This window comes from Campylobacter concisus, assembly GCF_002092845.1.
Taxonomy (GTDB): Bacteria; Campylobacterota; Campylobacteria; order Campylobacterales; family Campylobacteraceae; genus Campylobacter_A; species Campylobacter_A concisus_AQ.
Genome location: NZ_LVXF01000034.1, coordinates 97,543 through 118,497 on the forward strand (window position 1 = coordinate 97,543; position 20,955 = coordinate 118,497).

Genomic DNA, 20,955 nt, shown 5'->3' on the forward strand with positions numbered 1-20,955 from the left:
TTTTCGCCTTAGATTAGTAGCATAAAGCCAGTGATTACGATATTTAAAATTCCAAGCGGAAGCAAAATTTTCCAGCAAAATGCACTTAACTGATCAACTCTTAAATGTGCCCATGAAGCCCTTACCCAAAGAAAAAAGAAAAAGACAATGCTTGATTTTAAGATGATCATCAAAGCACCTGGGATAAATAAAAATTCGTTAAATCCACCTAAAAATAAAATCGTAATGATGATGCTAGCAGCGATCATATTTGTGTATTCGCCGATGAAAAACATCGCCCATCTCATGCCGCTATACTCGGTGCCATATCCTGCTACTATTTCTGTTTCGTTTTCTGTTAAGCAAAATGGCGTTCTATTGCACTCCACGAAGCTTGCTATTAAAAAGAGTAAAAAGGCAAGGGGCTGCTTGAATATAAGCCAGCCAAAAATTCCTTTTTGATAGTTGTTTATATCCACAAGTGAGAGTGAGCTAGTTACCATTACGACGCTTAAAAGAGCCATGCCAGCGACTATTTCGAAACTAAGAAGTGAGACTACTGCGCGAGCTGCACTAATTAATGCAAATTTATTATAGCTTGCAAGACCTGCTGCAAGTGGAGAAAAGACGCAAACTGAAGCAACACCAGCGATGTATAAAATACCAACATTTATATCTGAGAGAATCGGACGTAATGTATGTCCAAAAATTTCAAACTCAGGCAAAAACGGCACAGGTGCAAGCGCTGCAAATGCGGCAATGGCTGATATTAATGGAGCTATTAAAAAGATAAATTTATTCGTATTTGCTGGTACGATGTCCTCTTTTGTAAAGAGTTTTATCATGTCAGCTACTATCTGTAAAATTCCAGCAGGTCCCACCATATCAGGTCCAACGCGGCGCTGCATGTAGGCTAGTACCTTTCTCTCAGCATAAGTTGCTAGTCCTGCAAGGCTTGCCATGACGGCTAAGATGACCACGGCTTTAATGATAGTGCTTAGCACAAAAAATAGTGTTTCACTCATCTTTTGCCTTTATAATTTTAACTGCGGCGTAGCTTTTGCCATTAAATATAACGCCCACTTCAAGCTTATCGTCATAATTACCTAAATACGCAGCGACTCCGCTAAGCTCGCTATCAAGCTCTACGCAAATGGCAAGCTTATACCCATCTTTTTCTAAAATAATTGCTTCATTTTGTGAAATTTCAAATTTAGCCATAAATTCGCTACTTGCATAAAGCTTCGCTCTTTTGGCTGTTTGCGTGGCATAGTTTGCAAAAAATGATGGCAAATTTATAGGATTTGAAAGACTTATAAGTGCCTCGTCGTCTTTTAAATTTATACTCTTGCTATCTTTTAAAAGTGGCTCTATATCATCATTTGGTGTGAAATTTAAAATTTCTAGTTTATAACCTCTGTGACTTGTGCCGTCGTTTGCGTAAAAATTTTCTAAATCATCAAATTTAATGCCTTTGTAACCCTTTTCTTTTGGTAAATTTGGTGTGTAATCAATCGTATTTTTAGCCATTAGTCCAAGTGCGTTTGCGATATCGTTTAGAAAATAACCTTTGTGCGGTATCGCCACATTTGTTGGCACTAGGGCGTTATTTATGCTTGTAAATGTGCCTTCTTGCTGATTTAGCGCGCTAGCATCGATATCGCCTTCAAAGATGCTAAATTTATAATCGCCATTTTCGTTATAGCCAAGCGTCTTGCCAGGCTTTTTCTCGCTTGTAAGAGTGCAAATTTTAGCAACGCCAAGTGAGTTTGTGCGTGGTGGTATTAGCATCACACGAAAAGGCGTAGCTCTTGCGATCACTCCAGTAAGTGCGGCTAGTAAATTTGCATTTTCATCCGTATAAAAATCGCTTCCTAAAATGAGCGTAAATTTGCTTTTGCCCTCACTTAAAGCCGGTATATCTAAGCTAAAATTTTCATCAAAATTTTCAAGTTTTGATGTAAGTGCGCTAGGTAAATTTTCACCCCAGTTTTTAAGTATAAAAAGTAAAATTTGCTCTAACTCTCCAGCTTCATGCGCTACATAGATAAAATTTTTAGAATATTTTTTAACGATCTCATCGGTTATGTGATGAAAATAAATTCCAGCTGCTTTATTCATTTTTAAAACGTTATTTAACTTAAAGCTTGTCACTGGGCTTTCGTGCCTTAAGAAACTGCCAGCACTGATGACAAAATCGCTATTTTTAATATCTGTATAGTCTGCGTTATATGAGCTAAGCCCACTAAATTCGCTAAATTTATTTAAAAATTTTTGATAATTTAGCGCTTCATTATTTATTAAATTTAGATCAAATTTTTCTCTTAAACGCTCTAAAATAAGGGCCTCTTCGTTTGTGATGAAGCTATTAAATTTTATATTTTTGATCGCACCATTTTTAATATTTAAAACAATTTCTTCAAATTTCTCTTCATTCTTACAGGCAAGCTCGTTGTGAAAGTCATAACCAAACCTAGCTGCTCCACTTATTTCGCCAAATGTAAAATCATTGCTGACGCGGTAAATTTGCTTACTTCTGTCGCTAGTGTTCTTTTCTTTTACGTCATAGTAAATTAGCTCACAGTCGCTTTGGTGTGGATTTGCTGCTGGGATAGGGTTTAGCTCCCAGATATTTGTGCTATATTGAAAATGTGAACTAATAAGCGCTCCAGTAGGGCAAACGCTGATACACTCGCCACAAAATGAGCAGTCAAGACTCTCGCCCACGCTTGGACCTATTAAGCTTTTTTGCATCTTACTAAAAACTGCGTAGGCATCTTTTGGCATACTCTCTTTTAGCTCTTTTGGTACCTCAACGCCCCTTGGTACGGTCTTTAGTGCACTCTCGCCAATCCTATCTTTACAAACAGTGACACATCTTTCGCAGACTATGCAAAGAGCTGGATCGTAGTTGATTAGCCCCCATTTTTTATGTGGTTTGTGCGTGTCAGCGATGGCAAATTTTTGTTCATTTACCTTTAGATGTGTGGTTAAATTTTGTAGTTCGCATTCGCCACTTTTGTCACAAACGCCACATTGAATCGGATGATTTACGCAGTAAGTCTGCATGATCGCATTTCGCTCGGCAGCGATTTCTGGCGTGTTTGTATAAATTTGCATATCCTCTTTTGCTTTGGCATTGCAGCTATAGACCACTTTGCCATTTGCCTCGACCATGCAAAGCCTACAAGCAAGAGTTGGTGAGCAGCCGCTAAGATAACAAAGAGCTGGGATATAAATTCCATTTGCTCTTGCGATATTTAGGATGCTCTCGCCCTCATCTGCTTCTAAAATTTGATCATTTATGCTTATTTTCATTTACTAACTACTACTTGTTTAAATGCGTATCCATCAAAATTTTTTGCGCCAAAAATCGCAACTGTGCCTTTTAGCGAATGGTCTAGTTTAAATTTTGCCTTCGCGCTAAAATCTTTTGCTTTAAGCTCTAGCATATCGCCATCTTTTGCCTTTGCTACGATACCAAATTGCACGCCGCCTACGATCTCATCGCTTGCGTTTTTGTTTAGATAAACGACCGCTCCGTCAAAATTTTCAAGCTCTTTTAGCTCGTCTATTTTGTGATAATCGTTAAATTCTTTCCTGCAACCACCAGCTAAAACGACATTTTTGCCTAAAATTTCAAGTAGCCAAAAGATCGCATCTTTATCTGGATGAGTAAAAAATGAATCATCAATAACGATGTTTTTAACGTCCTTTATCCACTCGCCTAGCTCTTCAAATTCCTCTTCACCAACATTGCACTCGCCACTTATCAGCCCATCATCAAGCTCGCTAAAAAACTCATCGCAAGATAAATTTGCGTATTTGCAAAGAAGAGCTAAGACGTAGCTTATTGAGCCTATTTCACAGCGGATTAAATTTTCGCCGCCAAGCTCGCTATCTTCAATGCAAGAGATGTATTTAAACTCATGCTCTTTTATCTTTTTTGCTAAATTTTTATCGCTCAAGCTTAGTAAATTTGCGATGCTTAAGCTTTTGCCTGCTATTAAATCATTAAATTTCATATCTTGCCCTTTTTTATAGTTAATACCCAATCAACTTGGTTAAATTTAAGCGAGTTCATCACTTCGCAGTTTAGATTATAGGCTAAATTTACAGCCTTTGTCACGCCGCTAAAATCGCCTATCTCAAATAAAAATATAATCACTTCGCCAGCCTCGCTAGCCTTTATTTGCTGTCCAAGAGCGCTCAAAAACTCACTCTTTAAGTGCCTAAGATCGACCCTTCTCATCTATCGACCTCGCCTAAGATGATATTTGTGCTACCAATTATCGTAGCGACGTCAGCAACGTACTGGCCTACCAATAAATCTTCATAAATAGCGCAGTGCCAAAAGCTAGGTGTACGAATTTTTAGGCGATATGGGCTTGCACTACCGTCTGAGTTTATATAAATTCCAAGCTCTCCCTTTGGCGACTCACTGGCAAAGTAAATTTCGCCTTTTGGCGGCTTTAGACCCTGAGTTATAAGCACAAAATGCTGCATTAATGAGTAGTTTTGGCTCATTATTTGCTCTTTTGAAGCGCTCACATATTCTGGTGCGTCGGCGATGATGGCGGGGCTGCTGGTCTGATACTTGCTAACGCACTGCTTTAAAATTTTCACGCACTCACGCATCTCTTTCATGTAAAGCAGATACCTTGCGTAGCAGTCGCCGTGTATCGCATAAGGCACGTCAAATTCTAGCTCATCATAGATGAGATATGGCTCTTCTTTTCTTATATCACGCGCCACACCGCTTGCTCTTAGCATGACGCCAGAGCAGCCAGTACTAAGGGCTAGTTCTTTACTAATTACGCCCACATCTACAAGCCTTGCTTGCCAAATTCTATTTTCACTTAGCAAATCTTCATAAAGCGTGATATCGCTTGGAAATTTTTCACAAAATTTAAGCAGCTCCTCGCACCAGCCATCAGGCAGATCAAGCGGCACACCACCGATCCTTATCGAGCTGTGAGTTAGTCTTGCGCCGCAGTATTTTTCTATTAGATCAAGGACATATTCGCGCTCTCTAAATGCGTATAAAAAGACGCTCATTGCCCCAACATCAAGGGCGTGTGTAGCTAAAAATAAAAGGTGAGAGCTAATGCGGTTTAGCTCCAAAAGCATCACTCTAATGATCTGCGCACGGCGAGGCACTTCTATAGCACAAAGCTTCTCCACAGCCGCGCAAAATGCGTAGTTATTCGCACTTGATGCGATGTAATCGACCCTGTCTGTTACTGGGATAAATTCCTGATAGGTCATATTTTCAGCCATTTTTTCAACGCCTCGGTGCATGAAGCCAACCTCTGGCATGGCGCGCACGACCTTTTCGCCATCAAGCTCAAGCACAAGCTTTAACTGACCATGAGCACTTGGGTGCTGTGGGCCAAAATTTAGTATCATCTTGCCGTCATTTTGTTCAAATTCTAAATTTTCAAAAAATGGTTTTAAGCGGTTTGGTGCCTGGCTCAAGGTCTTTCCTTTACTATCTGGCTCTGGCTAAATTTAGCCTTTTTGACAAATTTTACGCCGCCATCTTCTTGATACTCGTACTCCTCGCTAAATACTCTTGAAAATCCAAAGGTATCTTTCTCTTCAATATAAGCTGGATCGCGGTTCTCTTCGCCAATTTGCTCTCTAAATTCACGCCCAAAAATTTTATCCACCTCGTACCATTTGGCAGCCTCGTCGCCAACTAGCGGATAACTCTTTAAAAGTGGATGTGAGTACCAATCATCAGGCATGATGAGGCGTTTTAAATTTGGATGATCTTTAATGAGAACGCCACTTAGATCATACATCTCGCGCTCAGCCCAGTTTGCGCTTTTGTAAAGTTCGCAAACGCTTTTTAGCATTTCATCCTTTTTAACAAAGCATTTTATGCGAGTGCGTCTATTTTTACTAATGCTAAGAAGCTGATAAAAGACTTCGTATCCACCTTTTTGACTTGTGAAATCAAGTGCTGCAAGCTCGCTAAGCTGTTCGTAACCAAAGCTTTTTAGTCTCTCAAGAGCTTTAAAATTTTCACTAGAATTTACATAAATTACAAGCTGATCAAACTCTATATAGCTAGATAAAATTTCTACTCCGCTTTGCTCTAAGATGGCTAGCTCTTCATCAAATTTAGAACCTCTTGCCTCATCTTTTGGCGTCTGCTTTTCTATATAAAATTTTTCTTTGTAATACTGCTTTTTTTGCAGATCATTATTTGGCTTATACTCTCTCATATCTCAAGCTTTCTTGGCTTTTGCGCTCTAAATGCACTTTGCTTTCTTATCTTTTTTTGAAGCATCATAAGTGCGTATTGAAGCGTCTCTGGACGTGGGGCACAGCCTGGGATGTAGATATCGACGGGGATTATGCGATCGACACCTTGAACGGTTGAATAGGTGTTAAACATGCCACCAGTGTTTGCGCAGCTACCCATTGAGATGACCCATTTTGGCTCAGGCATCTGATCATAAAGACGCCTTGTAAATTCAGCGTGTTTTTTAGTTAGCGTGCCAGCTATGATCATCACCTCTGAGTGTCTTGGGCTAGCCCTAAAAATGGTACCAAACCTATCAAAGTCATATCTACTAGCGCCACTTGCCATCATCTCGATCGCACAGCAAGCAAGCCCGTAGCTAAGTGCCCAAAGCGAGTTGCTCCTGCCCCACTGAACGAGCTTATCAACGGTTGTTAAAACGACTGGCAAGCCACCATTTGCAGCATAATTTATCTGATGCTTTGCCATTTAAAGACTCCTTTTTGCCAAGCATAAGCAAAGCCGATAAGTAAAATCGCCACAAAAAGCAACATTTCGATTAGTCCAAAAATTCCAAGTAGCCTAAAATCCACCGCCCACGGATACATAAAGATGACCTCAACGTCAAATAAAATAAATAAAATTCCATAAAAAAAGTAGTGGATATTTATCTTATTTGGCTGTTTTACGGTTGTCGGTCCGCACTCGTAAAAGCCAAGTTTTAGACGCTGGGTATTGCGGTTGGCTAGTTTTTTGCTTATTTTTGAAGATAAGAATGTTATTAAACAAAATGAACAAGTCGCTAGTAAAAGTATGATAAATGCACCAAAATAAGTACTTTCAAGCTCTGAATGTGACATACTTTGCCTTTTTTAATTTTTAAGATTCTACTAAATTTAAATTTATTTGAGCTTGAAATGGCTTAAGAGTAGGGTGAGTATTGTGCTTTTGTGTAAAAATTACTCCTATTTTATCTTCTCGACTGCATCCTTTGCAGCACTTATTCGCTCGCTCTCATCTAGCTCACGCACAAAGCCATCTTTTACCAAAATGATCCTAGTTGCTACATCAAAGTAGCTATCATCGTGGCTAACAGCAATTATGCTGATGCCTTTACTTTGTAAAAATGGCAAAATTTCTTTATAAAATTTTCGCTTAAAGAGCGGATCTTGATCGGCAGCCCATTCATCTAGGATAAGGATAGAGCGGTGCTCTAAAATAGCTATTAAAAGACTTAGACGCTTTCGCTGACCGGTTGAGAGTTGCGTGGTGCTAAGCTTATTATCTATGACACTTACTTTTTTGTCGATCTCAAGCAAGGCTAAAAGCTCGTCTATTTCGTTTTGGCTAGCAAAGCCATTATGAGAAAGCGTTTGTGAAAATAGATAAAAATCAGCAAAAATAGCGCTAATCTTTGCCTGATAGCTTTGTAAATTTGCTTCATATATTTTTGTGCTATCAAGGTAAATTTCGCCACTACTTGGGCGTATTAGCCCGCAAAGTAAATTTATAAGCGTACTTTTACCACTGCCATTTTTACCGATGATAAATGTTATCTCACCGCGTTTGATCTCTAAATTTACATCTTTTAGGCTAAATTTGCCGTGAGTGTAGTTGAAATTTATATCCTTTAGCCTAATGCTTCGCCACTCGTCACTTAGGCTATCGTCAAATTTAAAGCCTTCCTTAAATTTATTTAGATTTAAGCTCATGATCTTTTCTAAACTCACTTTTGCACTCAGCGCAGCCGGTATGGAGCCAACCATACTCATAAACGAGCCTCTTAAAAATAGTATCGTAAGACTTATGCTAAGCGCAGTTTGCAGGCTCGCCCAGTCAAATGCCACGCACAAAAATACACAAAGACCAACTGAGCCAAGAAGCATAATGTTTGTAAAATTATCACTTAATGCGTGATAAATATCGGCCTTTACCATATTTTGACGTTTTTTATCGCCTGTAAAATTTAACTCATCAAAGCAGACACTTGCCCTTGCTCTATTTAAACTAAGCTCTCTATGCCCCTCTACGATATCGTCGTAGTGCTTTTGCAATGCGTCATCTTGAACTCTAGAATGCTTAAAATAAAGATGAATTTTTTTCATAAAAAGCGTATTTATAAAAAGAGTCGCACCGATCCAAATGGACAAAAAGATAAAAATTTTTGGAGCGATTACACAAAGATAGATGCTAGCGCAGATTATAAAAACTAAGCTTTGTATAAAACCAGTAGCACTCATAAAAGCAAATGTGATCGTTTTTATGTCATTGTTTAGACTAGCTATGATCTTTGCTTTGCCGATCTCATTTATCACGCTATTTGGCGTATCTAAAATTTGCTTTACGCTTTGGTATCTTAGCTCGTAGATAAATTTATGCCCAAAATTTGTAAGCGATATATTTGCAGCGATGGCGCTTATAAAAAATAAAAGTAAAACCGCTATAAATTTAATTGCAAGAATCGGGTCAAATTCTTTTAAGCTTACAAGCTCATTATTTATAAATGAAAGGGTCCAGACACCAAGTCCGCTAAATACAAGTGTTAATAACACTATTTTAGAAATTTGGTAGATATTTTTTTTGATTAAATGTGCAAGCATTACATCGCAGCTCGCGGCTGAATGATATTTGGCTCATACTTTTGTTCAGTATTTTCGCTCATTATGCGAAGTACCTTGCTTCGTTTTATCTTAGCGTCATCTTTAAATATCGCACGAACTTTGTCCATACCAGCGTAAAAATCACGCATAAGCACGATGCAGATATATTTGCCAAAAAATGTCGGCTTTATAATGCCATTTTCTTCATATATCGCATTTACAAGTTTAAGTAAGCTAAGCTCCATAAATAAGGCTTTGTTAATGTTTGTGTTATTTTCATCGTTATATCTTTTAATATCAACTCCGCCATCAAAAAGCCTTGTTAAAAACGTGTATTTAAGTCGCTCTTTCTTACTAAAACCACATTTTGCAATGACTGGACTTTGCCTATTTTTTATCCTTTTGCCGTATTCAAGTAGATTAAACGCATTTATTACAAGCTCACCGTTAAGAAAGCTAAATGCTCCGCTACCAACGCCAAGATACTCTAAATTTGAGCCAACATATTCGTCACGAAGGTCAGCACTTTTTTCATTTGAAAATGCCCAAGCATTGCTTTGTTTGTAGTTACTTTTGCTAAATTCTTCAGTGATTATCTCATAAAATTCACGCTCATTATCTACGTTTGAAACGCCAAGCGAGCGAGCTATATTCTCTCTTGTTAGCTCTGATTTCATGAGTGGATAGAAGGTGATTTGTTGTGGAGAGATCGATTTTGCAGTATTTATGTCGTTTATGAGCTGCTCTTTTGTTTGATTTGGCAGGTTAAAGATGAGATCAAGGCTAATAACTGGGATCTTACCAAGAGCAAGCTCAAGCTTTCTTTTTACCTCCTTGGCTGAGCCGAATTTTTCGTATCTGCCAACTCTCTTTAACGTTTCATCATCAAAGCTTTGCACACCCACGCTTAAGCGACCAATTAATCCATCAAATCTAGCTAAACTCTCGGGTGAAATGTGATTTGGATCGCTTTCTGCTGAAATTTCATCTATACTAAAAAGCTCTTTTGCAAGCTTAAGCGTTTTCTCAAGCTCAGGTTCATTTATAAGCGTTGTGCCACCACCAACATAAAGTGAATCAAAGTCAAATCCAGCCTCTTTAACCTGTCTCATCTCCTCGCGCAAATTTTCAAAGTAAATTTTTGCAAGCTCTTGCTCATAATGGTACTTATGAAACGAGCAATATGGGCAGAATGTGTGACAAAATGGTATATGCGCGTAGAGCATATACTTTTTGTCTTTTTTGGGAGTTTTGGTATAGGTTGTGGTTAAAATGTCTATATTAAATTCATTATATAGTGATCTTTGAATAGAATTATGAGCGTAATTTACGGCAAAATTCTCGACAATATTTTTAAATATCATAACTAATCACCTTAAATAAGTTTAGTTTTAAAATAATGCGTTAGGATAGCTAACTTTTAATAAATTTAGCCTTGTGTTAAAGAAATTTTTTAGCTTAACCAGATAAATTTGGCCTATAAATTTTAATTTTTTAAATCTGCAAATTTCATGTATCGATCAAATTCTAGTCCCAAAACTTAAGGAAGTTACTCCTTAAATCTCGAGATAATTTTGCTTGCATCAAGCTCAAATTTTACTCCATCTTTTGTCTGCAGATAATAAAATTTACCAAGAGTTGATAGGGCTTTTACATTATAAAGTTTTATAACTCCGTTTGTTTCGTTTTCATCATAATAAGTTTTACTATCATCACAATATATGCCATTTTTGCAAATTTTTTCTGGCAAAGCACCTGCTATACTTTTTTCAATAGATAAATATTTATATTCCATGTTAGTGATTTCAAATTTCTTTGCGATGTCATCCGCTAGATAAAAAAATATAACTATTGGACATAAAAACATTAAAATAAGTGAAATTTCCTTGTGCGTACCATCCTTATAAATACCTTCACAAAAACACAAAATACCTAAGCAAAAAAAGATATATGTAATGTAAATAAAAAATAGATTTACCACCAAAATAGAAATTAGATTAGTTTGAAAATTAGACAAAAATATTAAAATAAAAATATAAGCGAGCCACATTATCATGCAAAGAGCAAATACTCTTTCCAATATTTTTCCCTTGATCCATATTGTAATACACGATAACAAATATGATAATGCTAAAAAAACCATAAAAGTAAATAGTACGCCTTTTGCATCTATATAGAAAGCTATACTTATAATAAAAGTAGTTAATAGTGCTAGAGGAAATGATAAAGATAATAAAAAAAGTGAAAAATATTCACCATTTTTATATCTGAGGGAGTATCTTATATGTCCAGGATAAAGCATTATGGGCAATATAATAAAAATAGTAAAAATAGCTACAACAAAAAACAATAATGCTCCGACATGAAAAATATCAGAATTACTTAAAACTGGAAAATATCCAACAAAGAGACTAAAATATACAAAATAACAAATCATACTAGCTAAACTAACACCAGTTAGTATCAGTGGATGAAATTTTAAAAGAATTTCAATATGACTTTTTTGGTAAGTCTTACTAGCCCGCCTTTTTCTTTCATCTAAAATATCTTGATAACTCAAATTTAAATCCTAAAATTTTATAAAAACTTGCTATTTAAGTACATTTTCGATTTCGCTCCAGCCTAAATTCTCAGCAAAATCAGCCGCCGTTTTGCCACTTTTTGTGCGGGCATTTTTGTCAGCACCGTTTTCTAGCAAAAGATTTACAAGATTTAAATTTCCTGCGATCGCCTCGTGGTGAAGCTGCGTATAGCCAAACTCATCAGCGTCTGTGACCATATTTGGGTGCTCTTTTATATACTGCTCCACCTGTTCATGTGTATTTTTGCTCATTGGATGCTCTATCAAATTTTCAGGGTGCTCTTTTTGCTCGTAAACTACCAAAATATCGTTAAAATCGCCAAAATCAAGCCCCCACTCTTTATCGTGCTCTTTTAGCTCTTTCTTTTGCATGCGTGAGCGCATCGCCTGCACGCTAAATCCGCCGTATGCGCGTCCATCTATCGAAAAGAGCCAGTCACTCATCTCGTCTATCTTTGCGCTTATTTGGTCGCCTAATTTCACGTTTTGCACGCTATCAGGCTCATTTACGAGCGTGCCATATATCGTTTCGCCGTCAAATTCCACATCGTCTATCCACATGTGCTCGCCGACTTCTTCACCATTTACGACATCTAAAAAGCAAATTTTTACCATTGCATAGTCAAGCATAGGTACGATCCTGTGGCGCTCCCAGTAAACCTCACGCCAAAAATATCTAAAGCTCTCTCTGGCCTGCTCAAACGCACGCTGCATATAATCTTCGTCGCTACTTACAAAATAGATTGGCATTTGCTTACCAAGATCGATTTGTTTACCGAGAATTTTCTTAAAAAAGCTCATTTTTTGTCCTTATTTTTCATTTTAGATAGATCAAATTTGAATGCAAAATAATAAGGTAAATTTCACTCATAAATCCGACAAATTTTAGATACAAAATCATACGAAATTTCGCGAATCTAGCCCAAAACCCTATAAAATTTTAAATATAAAAGTCACACAGCTATTTCACAAATTTAGCCTGCAAGTCTGCAAGATTTCACTATAAAAACCATACGATTATTTCGCAAAATTAGGCGAGGCGATTTCAAAAATTTAGCCTACCAATTTCAAATTTAAACAAAAATATCGTGAGATGGATTTAAATGTTGCGACGAAAAAATAAGCATGCGCTAGGCATACAGCCTGCGGAGTGAAAATTTTTCTAGCTCATTTAAAGGCACTCACGAGAGGCCGTTATTTTAGGTTTTTAAAGCTTATCGGAAGTTCTAAATTTAACCCCCTCACTAGCTTTATACACTCCTGCAAGTCATCTATGCTCTTACTTGTCACTCTGATCTCTTCACCCCTGATCTGCGCACTCACCTTGATCTTTGAGTCTTTGATCGCTTTGGTGATCTTTTTTGAGTTTTCAGCGTCAAGTGTGTCGTTTAGTTTTAGCGTCGCTTTTAAATTTCCACCACTCGCTGGCTCCCTTTTTGTCTCCGTGATTGCTACCGGTGGGATGTTGCGCTTGATGAGCTTTGAGATCACGATGTCTTTTAGTGCGTCGATCTTATTATCACTTGAGCTAAGAAGCGTGATAAATTTCTCTTTTTCATTTAGCTCGACTTCAGCTGCAAGCCCTTTAAAATCATACCTAGCCGCGATCTCTTTTTTTGCCGTCTCAAGAGCGTTTTTAACCTCCATCATATCGACCTCGGCACTTATATCAAAACTATGCTCGGTTGCCATTTTTATCCTTTCAAATTTATTTAAATAGCCCTTTGATCTTCTCAAAAAGTGACTTTTTGCCAGTCTCTTCTTGCTTTATCGTCTCTCCAATCTGTTGCACTGCGGTCTGTGCGTAGATGATAGCGCCCTTTGGATCGCAGTTAAAGAGGTTTGAATATGAGCTTGATTTGTTTAGATCAAGTGGATTTGGCTCCACGACCTCAGTGGCCTCAAGCAGGCCTATTTCTAGCTCGCATGCGTAGTTTAGAGCATCTAAAAATGCAGGTAAATTTTGCGCGTAAAAACCATCAACCGCCTCTTTTATCTCGCCACCTGCTTCATAGTCAGCCTTTAGTTTAGCTACGTTTTTAGCACTCACATAAGCACCACAGTAGTAGTTTTCGGTGATCTCATTGTAAATTTCGCCACTAAATTTATCCAAAAACTCACTTGGTAAAATTTTTCGCCAGTTGCTAATGTAGTTTTTAAATTTCTCATTTTGCCGGGCCAAAGAGCTTAGCGCTGTGCCTCGAGTGTAAAAATACTTTCTAAAAAATCCTTGTGTGACGGCGATACAAAAGCCGTGAGTTTTGTTAAAAATTTCATCGTCTTTATACTGCAACGCAGCACTTAGCGTATCTTTGTACTTTTGCGCGTAAAATTCCTCTACGCCAGCCTTACTAGCAAGCGCTAAAACCTCGTCAAATTTACCAGCCCTTGCAAGCTCAAGTGCCTCAAAATACCACTTTGAAATTTCATCTTCGCTAATGGCGTGATAGCTTATATCATAGCCCATTACTTGCTCTCATTGATGAAATTTTCGATGTTTGCGACGATCTTTGTGATGAGCGTCTTTCTAGCCTCCAAGCTACCCCATGCTACATGCGGCGTGATGAGTAGATTTTCTTTATTTTTTACATTTAAAAATGGGCTATTTTCGCTCATCGGTTCGCTTTCTAAAACGTCCGTACCAAAGCGTAAATTTCTCTCATCTATCGCCCTTGCCATCGCCACTTCGTCCACTATGCCACCACGTCCTAAATTTAGTACTATCGCATCATCTTTTAGTAAATTTATCTCGTTTATACCTAGTAAATTTCTAGTCTTTTCATTTAGCGGTGCATGGATACTGATGATGTCGCTACTTCTTAGTAGCTCGTCTAAGCTTTTTTGCCTAAATTCGCTATTTTTATTTGCTCCGCTTGTCGAGTAGTAGCTCACATTTGCGCCAAATGCACGTGCCACTGCCGCCACGCCACGTCCTATCTCGCCAAGTCCGATGATGCCAAATTCTTTGCCAGCGATCTCGCTGATATCCGCGCCAAGATAGGTGAAAATTTCACTCTTCACCCACTCTCCGCTTTTTACGTAGTGATCATAAAATTTGATGCGGTTTGTTAGCTCAAAAAGCATGGCAAATGTGTGCTGCACAACGCTTGCAGTTGAGTAGCCAGCGACGTTTTTAACAGCTATATTTTTAACTTTTGCATACTCTAGATCGACATTATTCATGCCAGTTGCGCTTATACAAATGAGCTTTAAATTTGTCGCCTCCATCACGGCTTTGTCGATGATGACCTTGTTTGTGATGACCACATCAACGCCCTTTAGACGAGGCATGATCTCTTCGATTTTTGTTTTTTGATAGCTGGTAAACTCGCCAAATTTCTTAAAGACACTAAGATCTACGTTTTCTCCCAGCGTTGCCGCGTCTAAACAAACGATCTTCATCTTTAGTCCTTAATGAAATGTCCTACAAATTTAGAGTAGTTATCTAAAATTTTGCCGCCCTTTCTATATCCAAGCGCACACGCTTCATAAGCGTAAAATACGCCTGCTTGGTAGTTATTGCCTCTCTCATCTTGGTTAAACTCGTAAAATTCTTGATAGATAGCTTTATTTGAGTCGTATTCGCCGTCATTACTTGCTATTTGTGCGCCGTTTTCATCGTGTATCGAGACGTTTGCGCCCTCTCTACCAAATACCGGCTTTTTCACATATTTTTTGCCCTTTAGCGGCTCGTTTGAGGTCTCAAGCAAAAGCGGGTGATTTGGATATAGATCCCAAAGAATTTTTAAAATTCCCTTGCTTTGGAAAAGTAGCGTGTAGGCTGGATTTATGATAATGGCTTTTTGGTTTTTGATGATATTTGAAAGTATGAGTGCTAGCTCACCCTCGTCGATCGCTATGCTCTCCCAAGGCACAAGCTTAAACCAGTATTCAAAATTTTCATCGCCTTTAAAAATGCCCTCGTCATCGTTAAAAACGACCTCATCAACGTAAGCAAAGTCAGTTTTAAAGCCGGCTTCTTTTGCGATGTATTGCAGTAATTTCACGGTTTGCTCATCCTCGATACTGCCAGCGATAGAGCTAAAGAGTATCCCCCAGCCCTCGTAAACATCCTCAAAATTTACATTATCATCGCCAAGAGTGATAAGGCGTTTAAAATTTTGCTTTAGAGCTTCGTAAAGGTTATTAAATTGTTCAGCTTCATCCATATGATTTAGCTTTAGCATCGCCCACTGGATAATCGCCGTCTCAAAGACTGCCGTTGGCGTGTCGGCGTTAAATTCGATCAGTTTTATCGGCTTGCCATCAAGCCCGCCTGCAAGATCAAATCTACCATAAAGATGCCAGTGAACGTCATTTTCCCAGCTTTTTTTGATGCTATCAACGAGATTAAACGGTATGCCTATCTCGTGAAAAAGGTTGTTGTCAATGACGTGTTGAGCAGCATTTACATACATATCGTATAGCTCATTTGCCGCTTCATAGTAAGCATCCGCCTCGCTTGCTTTTACCTGCACGATCTCATCTGCGATATATGAGCTGTTATCGTTATCTGTATGCCACGCAAAGCCGATTTTTTCCATAAATTCGTTATTTAACGGGGTGATTTTTCTTAAATTTATCATTTTTCAGCCTCCAAAGCTTGATGAGCTAGAGCTTGATTTTGAGCCACCACCGAAAAATCCGCTCTTGCCGCCACTACTTCTTGCAGCAGAATTTGCCGCTTTTTGCTTGTTAAAGCTATCAACGCTTCTTGTGTATGCACTTGGATTTTTGTAAGAATTTTGACGAGTAGCTTGGAAATTTTGATTTCCAAAAAGCTTGCTACCTATCCAGCTACCAAGTATCGCACCGGCTGCTGAGGCAAGTATCGTCTCACCAAGACTTAGCCCACCGCTACTTAGCTGGGCGTCGCTCGTTTTTGTTAAATTTGAAGTGCCATTGTCGATATTTGCGTTTGCTTGAGCTAGGAGCTTATCGATCTCGTCTTTGCTTAGCATACGCTCAGTGCCGTTGATATCTTTTAACACGACTCTAGTTTCAGTACTTGGATACTCTTCTAAAATTTTATAAATTCCAGGTGCGCTCTCTTCGATGATGACAAAGGCACCATTTTTTTGTGCAACCTCATTTAGTGCGTTTTCATTACCGCCATTGTTACTGCCGCAACCAGCAAGGCCAGCCATAACGATCGCACCAAATCCGCCTACTGCAGCATAAGTAGCTATCTTTTTAATGTGTTTCATATCTCTCCTATCAACTCTTTTAAATTTTTATGTCTTCTAACAAGTATCACACCTCGTTTAAATTTGATAAATTTGGAGTGATGTATCGCTTTTATTATCTTTTCACTAGCCTTTTTCGTTGCCTTTGGCTTTAGATTTAGCTCCTTTAAGTACTCGCTTAAATTTATCCATTTTGACTCATTTTCTATCTCGGCCTCTATCGCTTCATTATTTGGCATATCGTCATTTTTTTGTGCTAAAAGTGGCCTTTGCATAGCATTTAGAAACTGCATGAGCTTCTCATCTCTGTCTTTATAAATTTGTAAAATTTCATTTTTTCGCTCGATTAGCATCTGCTCTTTTTCTTTAAAAAGCCTATCTTTATCAGCTTGTAAGTTTAAATTTAAGCTCTTTAACTCGCTTAACTCATTTAGCAAATAATTTACAAACTCATCATTTTGGGATTTAGTTTTTGTGCTTTTTGGAGCGGATTTTGTGGCTTTTTCGCTACTTGGTTTCTCGTCAAGGATGACAAATTTTGTGCCATTTTCAATGACTGTATTTATCGAACCACGGCGGATTCTATTATAGACTGCTTCTTTTGTTATGCCTAAAATTTCTGCAGCTTCGTTTATAGCTAGCTTTTGCATCGAATTTCCGTTTAAAATAAAATAAAAAATTTGTTTTGATTATAAAAAAATAAGGCTAAAAGAAGAGTTAAACAAAGAGAGCAAAGCCCTCTTTGTCTTGGTTTTAGAGTCTTGACTCGTAGCGTCTAAGCATATAAAGACGTTTAAGCATTTTCTTGCGAGCAGCAATTTTTTGTTTCTTGCGGATCTCAGTTTTAGGCTCAAAGAAGCGTCTAGCTCTTGCTTCAGTTACTACTAAGTTACGGTCAGTTTGTTTTTTAAACTTTCTATAACCCTCGTCAAATGACTCGTTAGGATGTACCTTAATACCAGGCAACGTCCTCACCACCTTTCAGATTAAAATAAGCCGTGAGTATAGTTTAATTTTCATAAATTTAAGCTTTTAACTATTTTTTTTTAAAACTCTTTTAATGCCATAAGCTTTATAATCATAAAATTTCAAAAAAGGCTTATTATGTCAAAGGATTCTCATCTTAGCTACGCCAAGAGGCGTTACATTTTTTTCGCCTGTATTACGCTATTTGTCTTTGTTTTACCATTTATCAGAGTAAATGATGCGCAGCTATTTTTGCTAAGTTTTGATAAAAGTAGAGTTGATCTCTTTTTTACAAAATTTGATATGCAAGAGCTTTACTTATTGCCATTTTTGTTTATCATTTTGTTCTTAAGCATATTTTTTCTAACGACACTTGCAGGGCGCGTTTGGTGCGGTTGGAGCTGTCCGCAAACTATTTTTAGAACGATATTTCGTGACCTTTTGCAAACTAAAATTTTAAAGATCAGAAAAAATATCCAAAATAAGCAAAATGAGCCAAAAGGACAAATTTTAAAGCGTGCTTTAGCAGTTGGAATTTGGTGTGTTTTAGCTCTTGTTATTTCGGCAAATTTTTTATGGTATTTTGTGCCACCGCTTGATTTTTTTGCTTATTTAAAAGAGCCAAGCGAACATGGAGTTTTGCTTGCATTTTGGCTTGTCATCGCTATTTGGTTAGTTTATGATGTCATCATTTTAAAAGAAAATTTTTGTATTTATGTTTGTCCTTACGCTAGGGTGCAATCAGTGATGTTTGATAACGATACGATCCAAGTTATTTACAACCAAAAAAGAGGCGGCGTAATCTATAATGGAAAAGAGAAATTTAAAAAGCCAAAAGAAGAGGGTGCGCTATGTACTGGCTGCGAGGCATGCGTGAGGATATGTCCGACGCACATTGATATAAGAAAAGGTATGCAGCTTGAATGTATAAATTGTCTAGAGTGTAGCGATGCTTGCGCTAAAGTGATGAAGCATTTTGATGAAAGCTCGCTTATTGAGTGGAGAAGTATAAACTCTATAAAAGAGCAAAAAAGAGTCAAAATTTTACGCTTTAGAACGGTTGCTTATCTTGTCATTTTGGGCATTGTCTTAACAGCTGGGGTATTGATGGGTGGCAAAAAAGAAAGTATGCTTTTAAACATAAATAGAACAAGCGAGCTTTATAAAATTTTAGGTGAAAATGAAGTTGAAAATTCTTACGTATTTTTGGTGCAAAATACACAAAATAAAGAGCATGCCTTTTACTTTGAAGTAGATGATAAGAATATAGAAATTTCTCGTCCAAATAAGCCATTTATATTAAAAGCTGGCGCAAAACAACGAGTAATCGTCACGCTAAAATCAAAAAATGAAAATTTAAGCGATAAAGATCTTTTAAAACATATAAATATAAAAGCCTATGCCACTGACGAGCCAGCTATCAGCGTGCAAAGGCAAAGTACTTTTATCTATCCTAAAAGATGATAAAATGGCAAAAATTTAACAGGAAGCAAGATGGCGATCTCAGAAAAGGGTAAAAAAAGATACGAACTTATCGTAAAAACAGCACTTGAGCTATTTTTAGAAAAAGGATACGAAAAGACAAGCTTAAGCGACATTGTAGCGATAAGTGGCGGATCGCTTTCTAGCATTTATACATTTTTTGAGAACAAAGAGGGGCTTTTTGAGGCGATCGTTGAGCAAGAGATAGATAGCCTTATAAAAGAGATCGATGAGAAAATAGATCTTAAAATTTCTCATAGCTTGGAGGAATTTTTAACCAAATTTGCAACCATAATATTTTCTATCGTTTGCAGCAAAAGGCATATCTCTCTTGGTAGGATAATGATGAGCGAAGGTTCTAAAAATGGCGGCAAACTTGGTAAGACGTTTTTGGATCAAATTTTAAAAAAGATCGATCTTGTGCTTATAAATTTCTTTGAAAGAGATGAGATAAAAGCCAAACTTGATTCAAAATTTTCAGCCAAATTTGTTGCAAAGTACTTTATACAAAGTGAGATAGGAGCTTATTACTACGATTCGCTTTTGATAAATGAAGAACCAAAGCTTAGTGAAAAAGAGCGTAAAAAGCATGTTGGTTTGTGTGTTGAGTTGTTTTTAAATGGAATTAGTAAAAAATAAAATTGACTTTTTATTTGTTTTCTAATAGAATCGAGAACTTTAAATTTTTGTAACAATTATTACAAAAACTAAATATGATATTAAAATTTAAAATTAAGAGAGGTTTTTATGGCAAATTTTAAAAGTGCTCTTGTGCTTTCGGTTGCAGTTTTATTTCTAAGTGGTTGTTTTGAAAATAAAGAGAATAAAGCGGCAGCAGGTCGCCAGATGCTGCTATCTCATGTGGATATTTTTATCGCACAAAAAACAGACGTACCTATTAGTTTTGATTACACCGCAACGGTTACAAGTAGTCAAGATGTTATTATCTATCCAAAAGTTGGCGGAACTATCATAAAGCAGTTTTTCAAGCCAGGAAGTAAAGTAAAAGCGGGTGATAAGTTATTTTTGATAGATCCAGAAAAATATCAAGCTAGCTTTGACTCACTTGATGCAGCTGTCGGCGTAGCAAATGCAAATTTGAAAAATGCCGAGACCGAGTTTAAAAGAATTTCTGCCCTTTATAAGAAAAATGCAGTATCTCAAAAAGACTACGACGCAGCAGTTGCAGCTTATGACATTGCAAATGCGAATTTAGTAAGTGCAAAAGCAAATTTAAAAAATGCAAAAATCGACCTTGGTTACACGACTATCACAGCGCCATTTGACGGTGTAGTGGGCGATAATCAAGTAGATGTTGGCTCGCTTGTCATAGCAAACCAAACAAAACTTGTAAGACTTACAAAAATAAATCCTATTGAAGCAGAATTTTATATCGCTGATGTGGATAATCTAACTAGAAAGACAAATTTGGATAACGGCTCATGGCAGCAGCTAAATAGTGATGCTGTGTTAAGTGTCAATGGCGAAAATTTTAATGGTAAAGTAAATTTTATAGATAACGTCGTAAATACTGCAACTGGTAGCGTTTTGGCAAAGGCTAGTTTTGATAATAGTGAAGGTAAAATTTTACCAGGTGCATTTGGTCATATAAAGATGAGCGGATTTGTTCAAAAAAATGCCTTTAACATCCCACAAGTTGCCCTTCAACAAAGCGCTACAAACTCTTATGTTTTAGTTGTAAAAGATGGCAAAGTAAGCCAAAAAAATGTAAAAACTAGCTACCAAACAAAAGATATGGTCGTAGTGACTGATGGTCTTAAAGAGGGCGATAAGATAATAGTTAATAACTTCCTTAAAATCGGAGTTGGCGCACCAGTTGAAACTGACAAAGACCTAAGCGCAAATTTCTTAAACAAAGATGTAAACGCTACAAGTAGCAAGTAAAGG

22 protein-coding genes are annotated in these 20,955 nt (G+C 37.4%); 3 read left to right on the plus strand and 19 right to left on the minus strand.

Annotated features, from left to right (window positions below; genetic code table 11):
• Positions 1–8: 8 nt before the first annotated feature.
• The 19 genes from nuoH to rpsU form a co-directional block, all read right to left on the minus strand.
• Complete coding sequence (gene nuoH / locus A3854_RS06690) at positions 9–1,004, minus strand: NADH-quinone oxidoreductase subunit NuoH (protein WP_084041825.1); 996 nt, start codon at positions 1,002–1,004, stop codon at positions 9–11.
• Entirely contained in the window at positions 997–3,297 is a 2,301-nt protein-coding gene (locus A3854_RS06695) for an NADH-quinone oxidoreductase subunit G (protein ID WP_084041826.1), read from the minus strand. Before A3854_RS06695 ends, nuoH begins: the two co-directional genes overlap by 8 nt.
• A complete protein-coding gene (locus A3854_RS06700) occupies positions 3,294–4,004 on the minus strand; it encodes an NADH dehydrogenase (protein ID WP_084041827.1) in 711 nt (236 codons plus the stop codon). The genes A3854_RS06695 and A3854_RS06700 overlap by 4 nt, the downstream gene beginning before the upstream one ends.
• A complete protein-coding gene (locus A3854_RS06705; RefSeq protein ID WP_072593998.1) occupies positions 4,001–4,231 on the minus strand; it encodes an NADH-ubiquinone oxidoreductase subunit E family protein in 231 nt (76 codons plus the stop codon). The genes A3854_RS06700 and A3854_RS06705 overlap by 4 nt, the downstream gene beginning before the upstream one ends.
• Entirely contained in the window at positions 4,228–5,457 is a 1,230-nt protein-coding gene (nuoD, locus tag A3854_RS06710) for an NADH dehydrogenase (quinone) subunit D (RefSeq protein ID WP_084041828.1), read from the minus strand. The genes A3854_RS06705 and nuoD overlap by 4 nt, the downstream gene beginning before the upstream one ends.
• Positions 5,454–6,212 carry an NADH-quinone oxidoreductase subunit C gene (locus A3854_RS06715; RefSeq protein ID WP_084041829.1) on the minus strand — a complete coding sequence of 253 codons (759 nt, stop codon included), beginning with the start codon at positions 6,210–6,212 and terminating at the stop codon, positions 5,454–5,456. Before A3854_RS06715 ends, nuoD begins: the two co-directional genes overlap by 4 nt.
• Complete coding sequence (locus A3854_RS06720; protein ID WP_012001120.1) at positions 6,209–6,721, minus strand: NuoB/complex I 20 kDa subunit family protein; 513 nt, start codon at positions 6,719–6,721, stop codon at positions 6,209–6,211. The genes A3854_RS06715 and A3854_RS06720 overlap by 4 nt, the downstream gene beginning before the upstream one ends.
• A complete protein-coding gene (locus A3854_RS06725) occupies positions 6,703–7,092 on the minus strand; it encodes an NAD(P)H-quinone oxidoreductase subunit 3 (protein WP_021090439.1) in 390 nt (129 codons plus the stop codon). The genes A3854_RS06720 and A3854_RS06725 overlap by 19 nt, the downstream gene beginning before the upstream one ends.
• 105 nt (positions 7,093–7,197) lie before the next feature.
• A complete protein-coding gene (locus A3854_RS06730) occupies positions 7,198–8,832 on the minus strand; it encodes a multidrug ABC transporter permease/ATP-binding protein (protein ID WP_084041830.1) in 1,635 nt (544 codons plus the stop codon).
• Complete coding sequence (locus tag A3854_RS06735; RefSeq protein ID WP_084041831.1) at positions 8,832–10,196, minus strand: coproporphyrinogen III oxidase family protein; 1,365 nt, start codon at positions 10,194–10,196, stop codon at positions 8,832–8,834. Before A3854_RS06735 ends, A3854_RS06730 begins: the two co-directional genes overlap by 1 nt.
• Positions 10,197–10,381: 185 nt before the next feature.
• Positions 10,382–11,392, minus strand: coding sequence for a hypothetical protein (locus A3854_RS06740; RefSeq protein WP_084041832.1), 1,011 nt, complete (start codon positions 11,390–11,392; stop codon positions 10,382–10,384).
• A gap of 30 nt (positions 11,393–11,422) precedes the next feature.
• Positions 11,423–12,214 (minus strand): DUF2314 domain-containing protein, encoded by a 792-nt coding sequence (locus A3854_RS06745; protein WP_084041833.1) that lies wholly within the window; start codon positions 12,212–12,214, stop codon positions 11,423–11,425.
• 393 nt (positions 12,215–12,607) lie between these two features.
• Positions 12,608–13,105, minus strand: a complete 498-nt coding sequence (locus A3854_RS06750) for a YajQ family cyclic di-GMP-binding protein (protein ID WP_021090433.1) — start codon at positions 13,103–13,105, stop codon at positions 12,608–12,610.
• A gap of 16 nt (positions 13,106–13,121) precedes the next feature.
• Positions 13,122–13,880 carry a hypothetical protein gene (locus tag A3854_RS06755; RefSeq protein ID WP_084041834.1) on the minus strand — a complete coding sequence of 253 codons (759 nt, stop codon included), beginning with the start codon at positions 13,878–13,880 and terminating at the stop codon, positions 13,122–13,124.
• Entirely contained in the window at positions 13,880–14,815 is a 936-nt protein-coding gene (locus tag A3854_RS06760) for a D-2-hydroxyacid dehydrogenase (RefSeq protein ID WP_084041835.1), read from the minus strand. Before A3854_RS06760 ends, A3854_RS06755 begins: the two co-directional genes overlap by 1 nt.
• Before the next feature lie 2 nt (positions 14,816–14,817).
• Positions 14,818–15,999, minus strand: coding sequence for a glutathionylspermidine synthase family protein (locus tag A3854_RS06765; protein WP_084041836.1), 1,182 nt, complete (start codon positions 15,997–15,999; stop codon positions 14,818–14,820).
• Between the two features lie 3 nt (positions 16,000–16,002).
• The gene (locus tag A3854_RS06770) at positions 16,003–16,620 is read right to left on the minus strand and encodes a UPF0323 family lipoprotein (protein WP_084041837.1); all 618 of its coding nucleotides are present in this window, start codon (positions 16,618–16,620) and stop codon (positions 16,003–16,005) included.
• Positions 16,617–17,249 carry a DNA-binding protein gene (locus A3854_RS06775; protein WP_084041838.1) on the minus strand — a complete coding sequence of 211 codons (633 nt, stop codon included), beginning with the start codon at positions 17,247–17,249 and terminating at the stop codon, positions 16,617–16,619. The genes A3854_RS06770 and A3854_RS06775 overlap by 4 nt, the downstream gene beginning before the upstream one ends.
• 103 nt (positions 17,250–17,352) lie before the next feature.
• Positions 17,353–17,565: a 30S ribosomal protein S21 gene (rpsU, locus tag A3854_RS06780; protein ID WP_009294994.1), complete on the minus strand. Its 213-nt coding sequence runs from the start codon at positions 17,563–17,565 to the stop codon at positions 17,353–17,355.
• Positions 17,566–17,703: 138 nt separating this feature from the next.
• Between rpsU and ccoG the strand changes: the two genes are divergently transcribed.
• The 3 genes from ccoG to A3854_RS06795 all read left to right on the plus strand — a co-directional run bounded on the left by ccoG (position 17,704) and on the right by A3854_RS06795 (position 20,952).
• On the plus strand, positions 17,704–19,029 hold the full coding sequence (ccoG, locus tag A3854_RS06785) for a cytochrome c oxidase accessory protein CcoG (protein WP_084041839.1): 1,326 nt from the start codon (positions 17,704–17,706) through the stop codon (positions 19,027–19,029).
• A gap of 30 nt (positions 19,030–19,059) precedes the next feature.
• A complete protein-coding gene (locus A3854_RS06790; RefSeq protein WP_084041840.1) occupies positions 19,060–19,686 on the plus strand; it encodes a TetR/AcrR family transcriptional regulator in 627 nt (208 codons plus the stop codon).
• 108 nt (positions 19,687–19,794) lie between these two features.
• The gene (locus A3854_RS06795) at positions 19,795–20,952 is read left to right on the plus strand and encodes an efflux RND transporter periplasmic adaptor subunit (RefSeq protein WP_084041841.1); all 1,158 of its coding nucleotides are present in this window, start codon (positions 19,795–19,797) and stop codon (positions 20,950–20,952) included.
• The last annotated feature ends 3 nt before the right edge of the window (positions 20,953–20,955 follow it).

Excerpts from the sequence above, each read along its gene's own strand:
- A3854_RS06750 (WP_021090433.1), bottom strand. The coding sequence starts at position 13,105 with ATGGCAACCGAGCATAGTTTTGATATAAGTGCCGAGGTCGATATGATG.
- A3854_RS06760 (WP_084041835.1), bottom strand. The coding sequence starts at position 14,815 with ATGAAGATCGTTTGTTTAGACGCGGCAACGCTGGGAGAAAACGTAGAT.
- A3854_RS06700 (WP_084041827.1), bottom strand. The coding sequence starts at position 4,004 with ATGAAATTTAATGATTTAATAGCAGGCAAAAGCTTAAGCATCGCAAAT.
- A3854_RS06715 (WP_084041829.1), bottom strand. The coding sequence starts at position 6,212 with ATGAGAGAGTATAAGCCAAATAATGATCTGCAAAAAAAGCAGTATTAC.
- A3854_RS06775 (WP_084041838.1), bottom strand. The coding sequence starts at position 17,249 with ATGCAAAAGCTAGCTATAAACGAAGCTGCAGAAATTTTAGGCATAACA.
- A3854_RS06765 (WP_084041836.1), bottom strand. The coding sequence starts at position 15,999 with ATGATAAATTTAAGAAAAATCACCCCGTTAAATAACGAATTTATGGAA.
- A3854_RS06705 (WP_072593998.1), bottom strand. The coding sequence starts at position 4,231 with ATGAGAAGGGTCGATCTTAGGCACTTAAAGAGTGAGTTTTTGAGCGCT.
- A3854_RS06695 (WP_084041826.1), bottom strand. The coding sequence starts at position 3,297 with ATGAAAATAAGCATAAATGATCAAATTTTAGAAGCAGATGAGGGCGAG.
- A3854_RS06730 (WP_084041830.1), bottom strand. The coding sequence starts at position 8,832 with ATGCTTGCACATTTAATCAAAAAAAATATCTACCAAATTTCTAAAATA.
- A3854_RS06745 (WP_084041833.1), bottom strand. The coding sequence starts at position 12,214 with ATGAGCTTTTTTAAGAAAATTCTCGGTAAACAAATCGATCTTGGTAAG.
- A3854_RS06770 (WP_084041837.1), bottom strand. The coding sequence starts at position 16,620 with ATGAAACACATTAAAAAGATAGCTACTTATGCTGCAGTAGGCGGATTT.
- A3854_RS06720 (WP_012001120.1), bottom strand. The coding sequence starts at position 6,721 with ATGGCAAAGCATCAGATAAATTATGCTGCAAATGGTGGCTTGCCAGTC.
- A3854_RS06755 (WP_084041834.1), bottom strand. The coding sequence starts at position 13,880 with ATGGGCTATGATATAAGCTATCACGCCATTAGCGAAGATGAAATTTCA.
- A3854_RS06725 (WP_021090439.1), bottom strand. The coding sequence starts at position 7,092 with ATGTCACATTCAGAGCTTGAAAGTACTTATTTTGGTGCATTTATCATA.
- nuoH (WP_084041825.1), bottom strand. The coding sequence starts at position 1,004 with ATGAGTGAAACACTATTTTTTGTGCTAAGCACTATCATTAAAGCCGTG.
- A3854_RS06795 (WP_084041841.1), top strand. The coding sequence starts at position 19,795 with ATGGCAAATTTTAAAAGTGCTCTTGTGCTTTCGGTTGCAGTTTTATTT.
- A3854_RS06735 (WP_084041831.1), bottom strand. The coding sequence starts at position 10,196 with ATGATATTTAAAAATATTGTCGAGAATTTTGCCGTAAATTACGCTCAT.
- A3854_RS06790 (WP_084041840.1), top strand. The coding sequence starts at position 19,060 with ATGGCGATCTCAGAAAAGGGTAAAAAAAGATACGAACTTATCGTAAAA.
- ccoG (WP_084041839.1), top strand. The coding sequence starts at position 17,704 with ATGTCAAAGGATTCTCATCTTAGCTACGCCAAGAGGCGTTACATTTTT.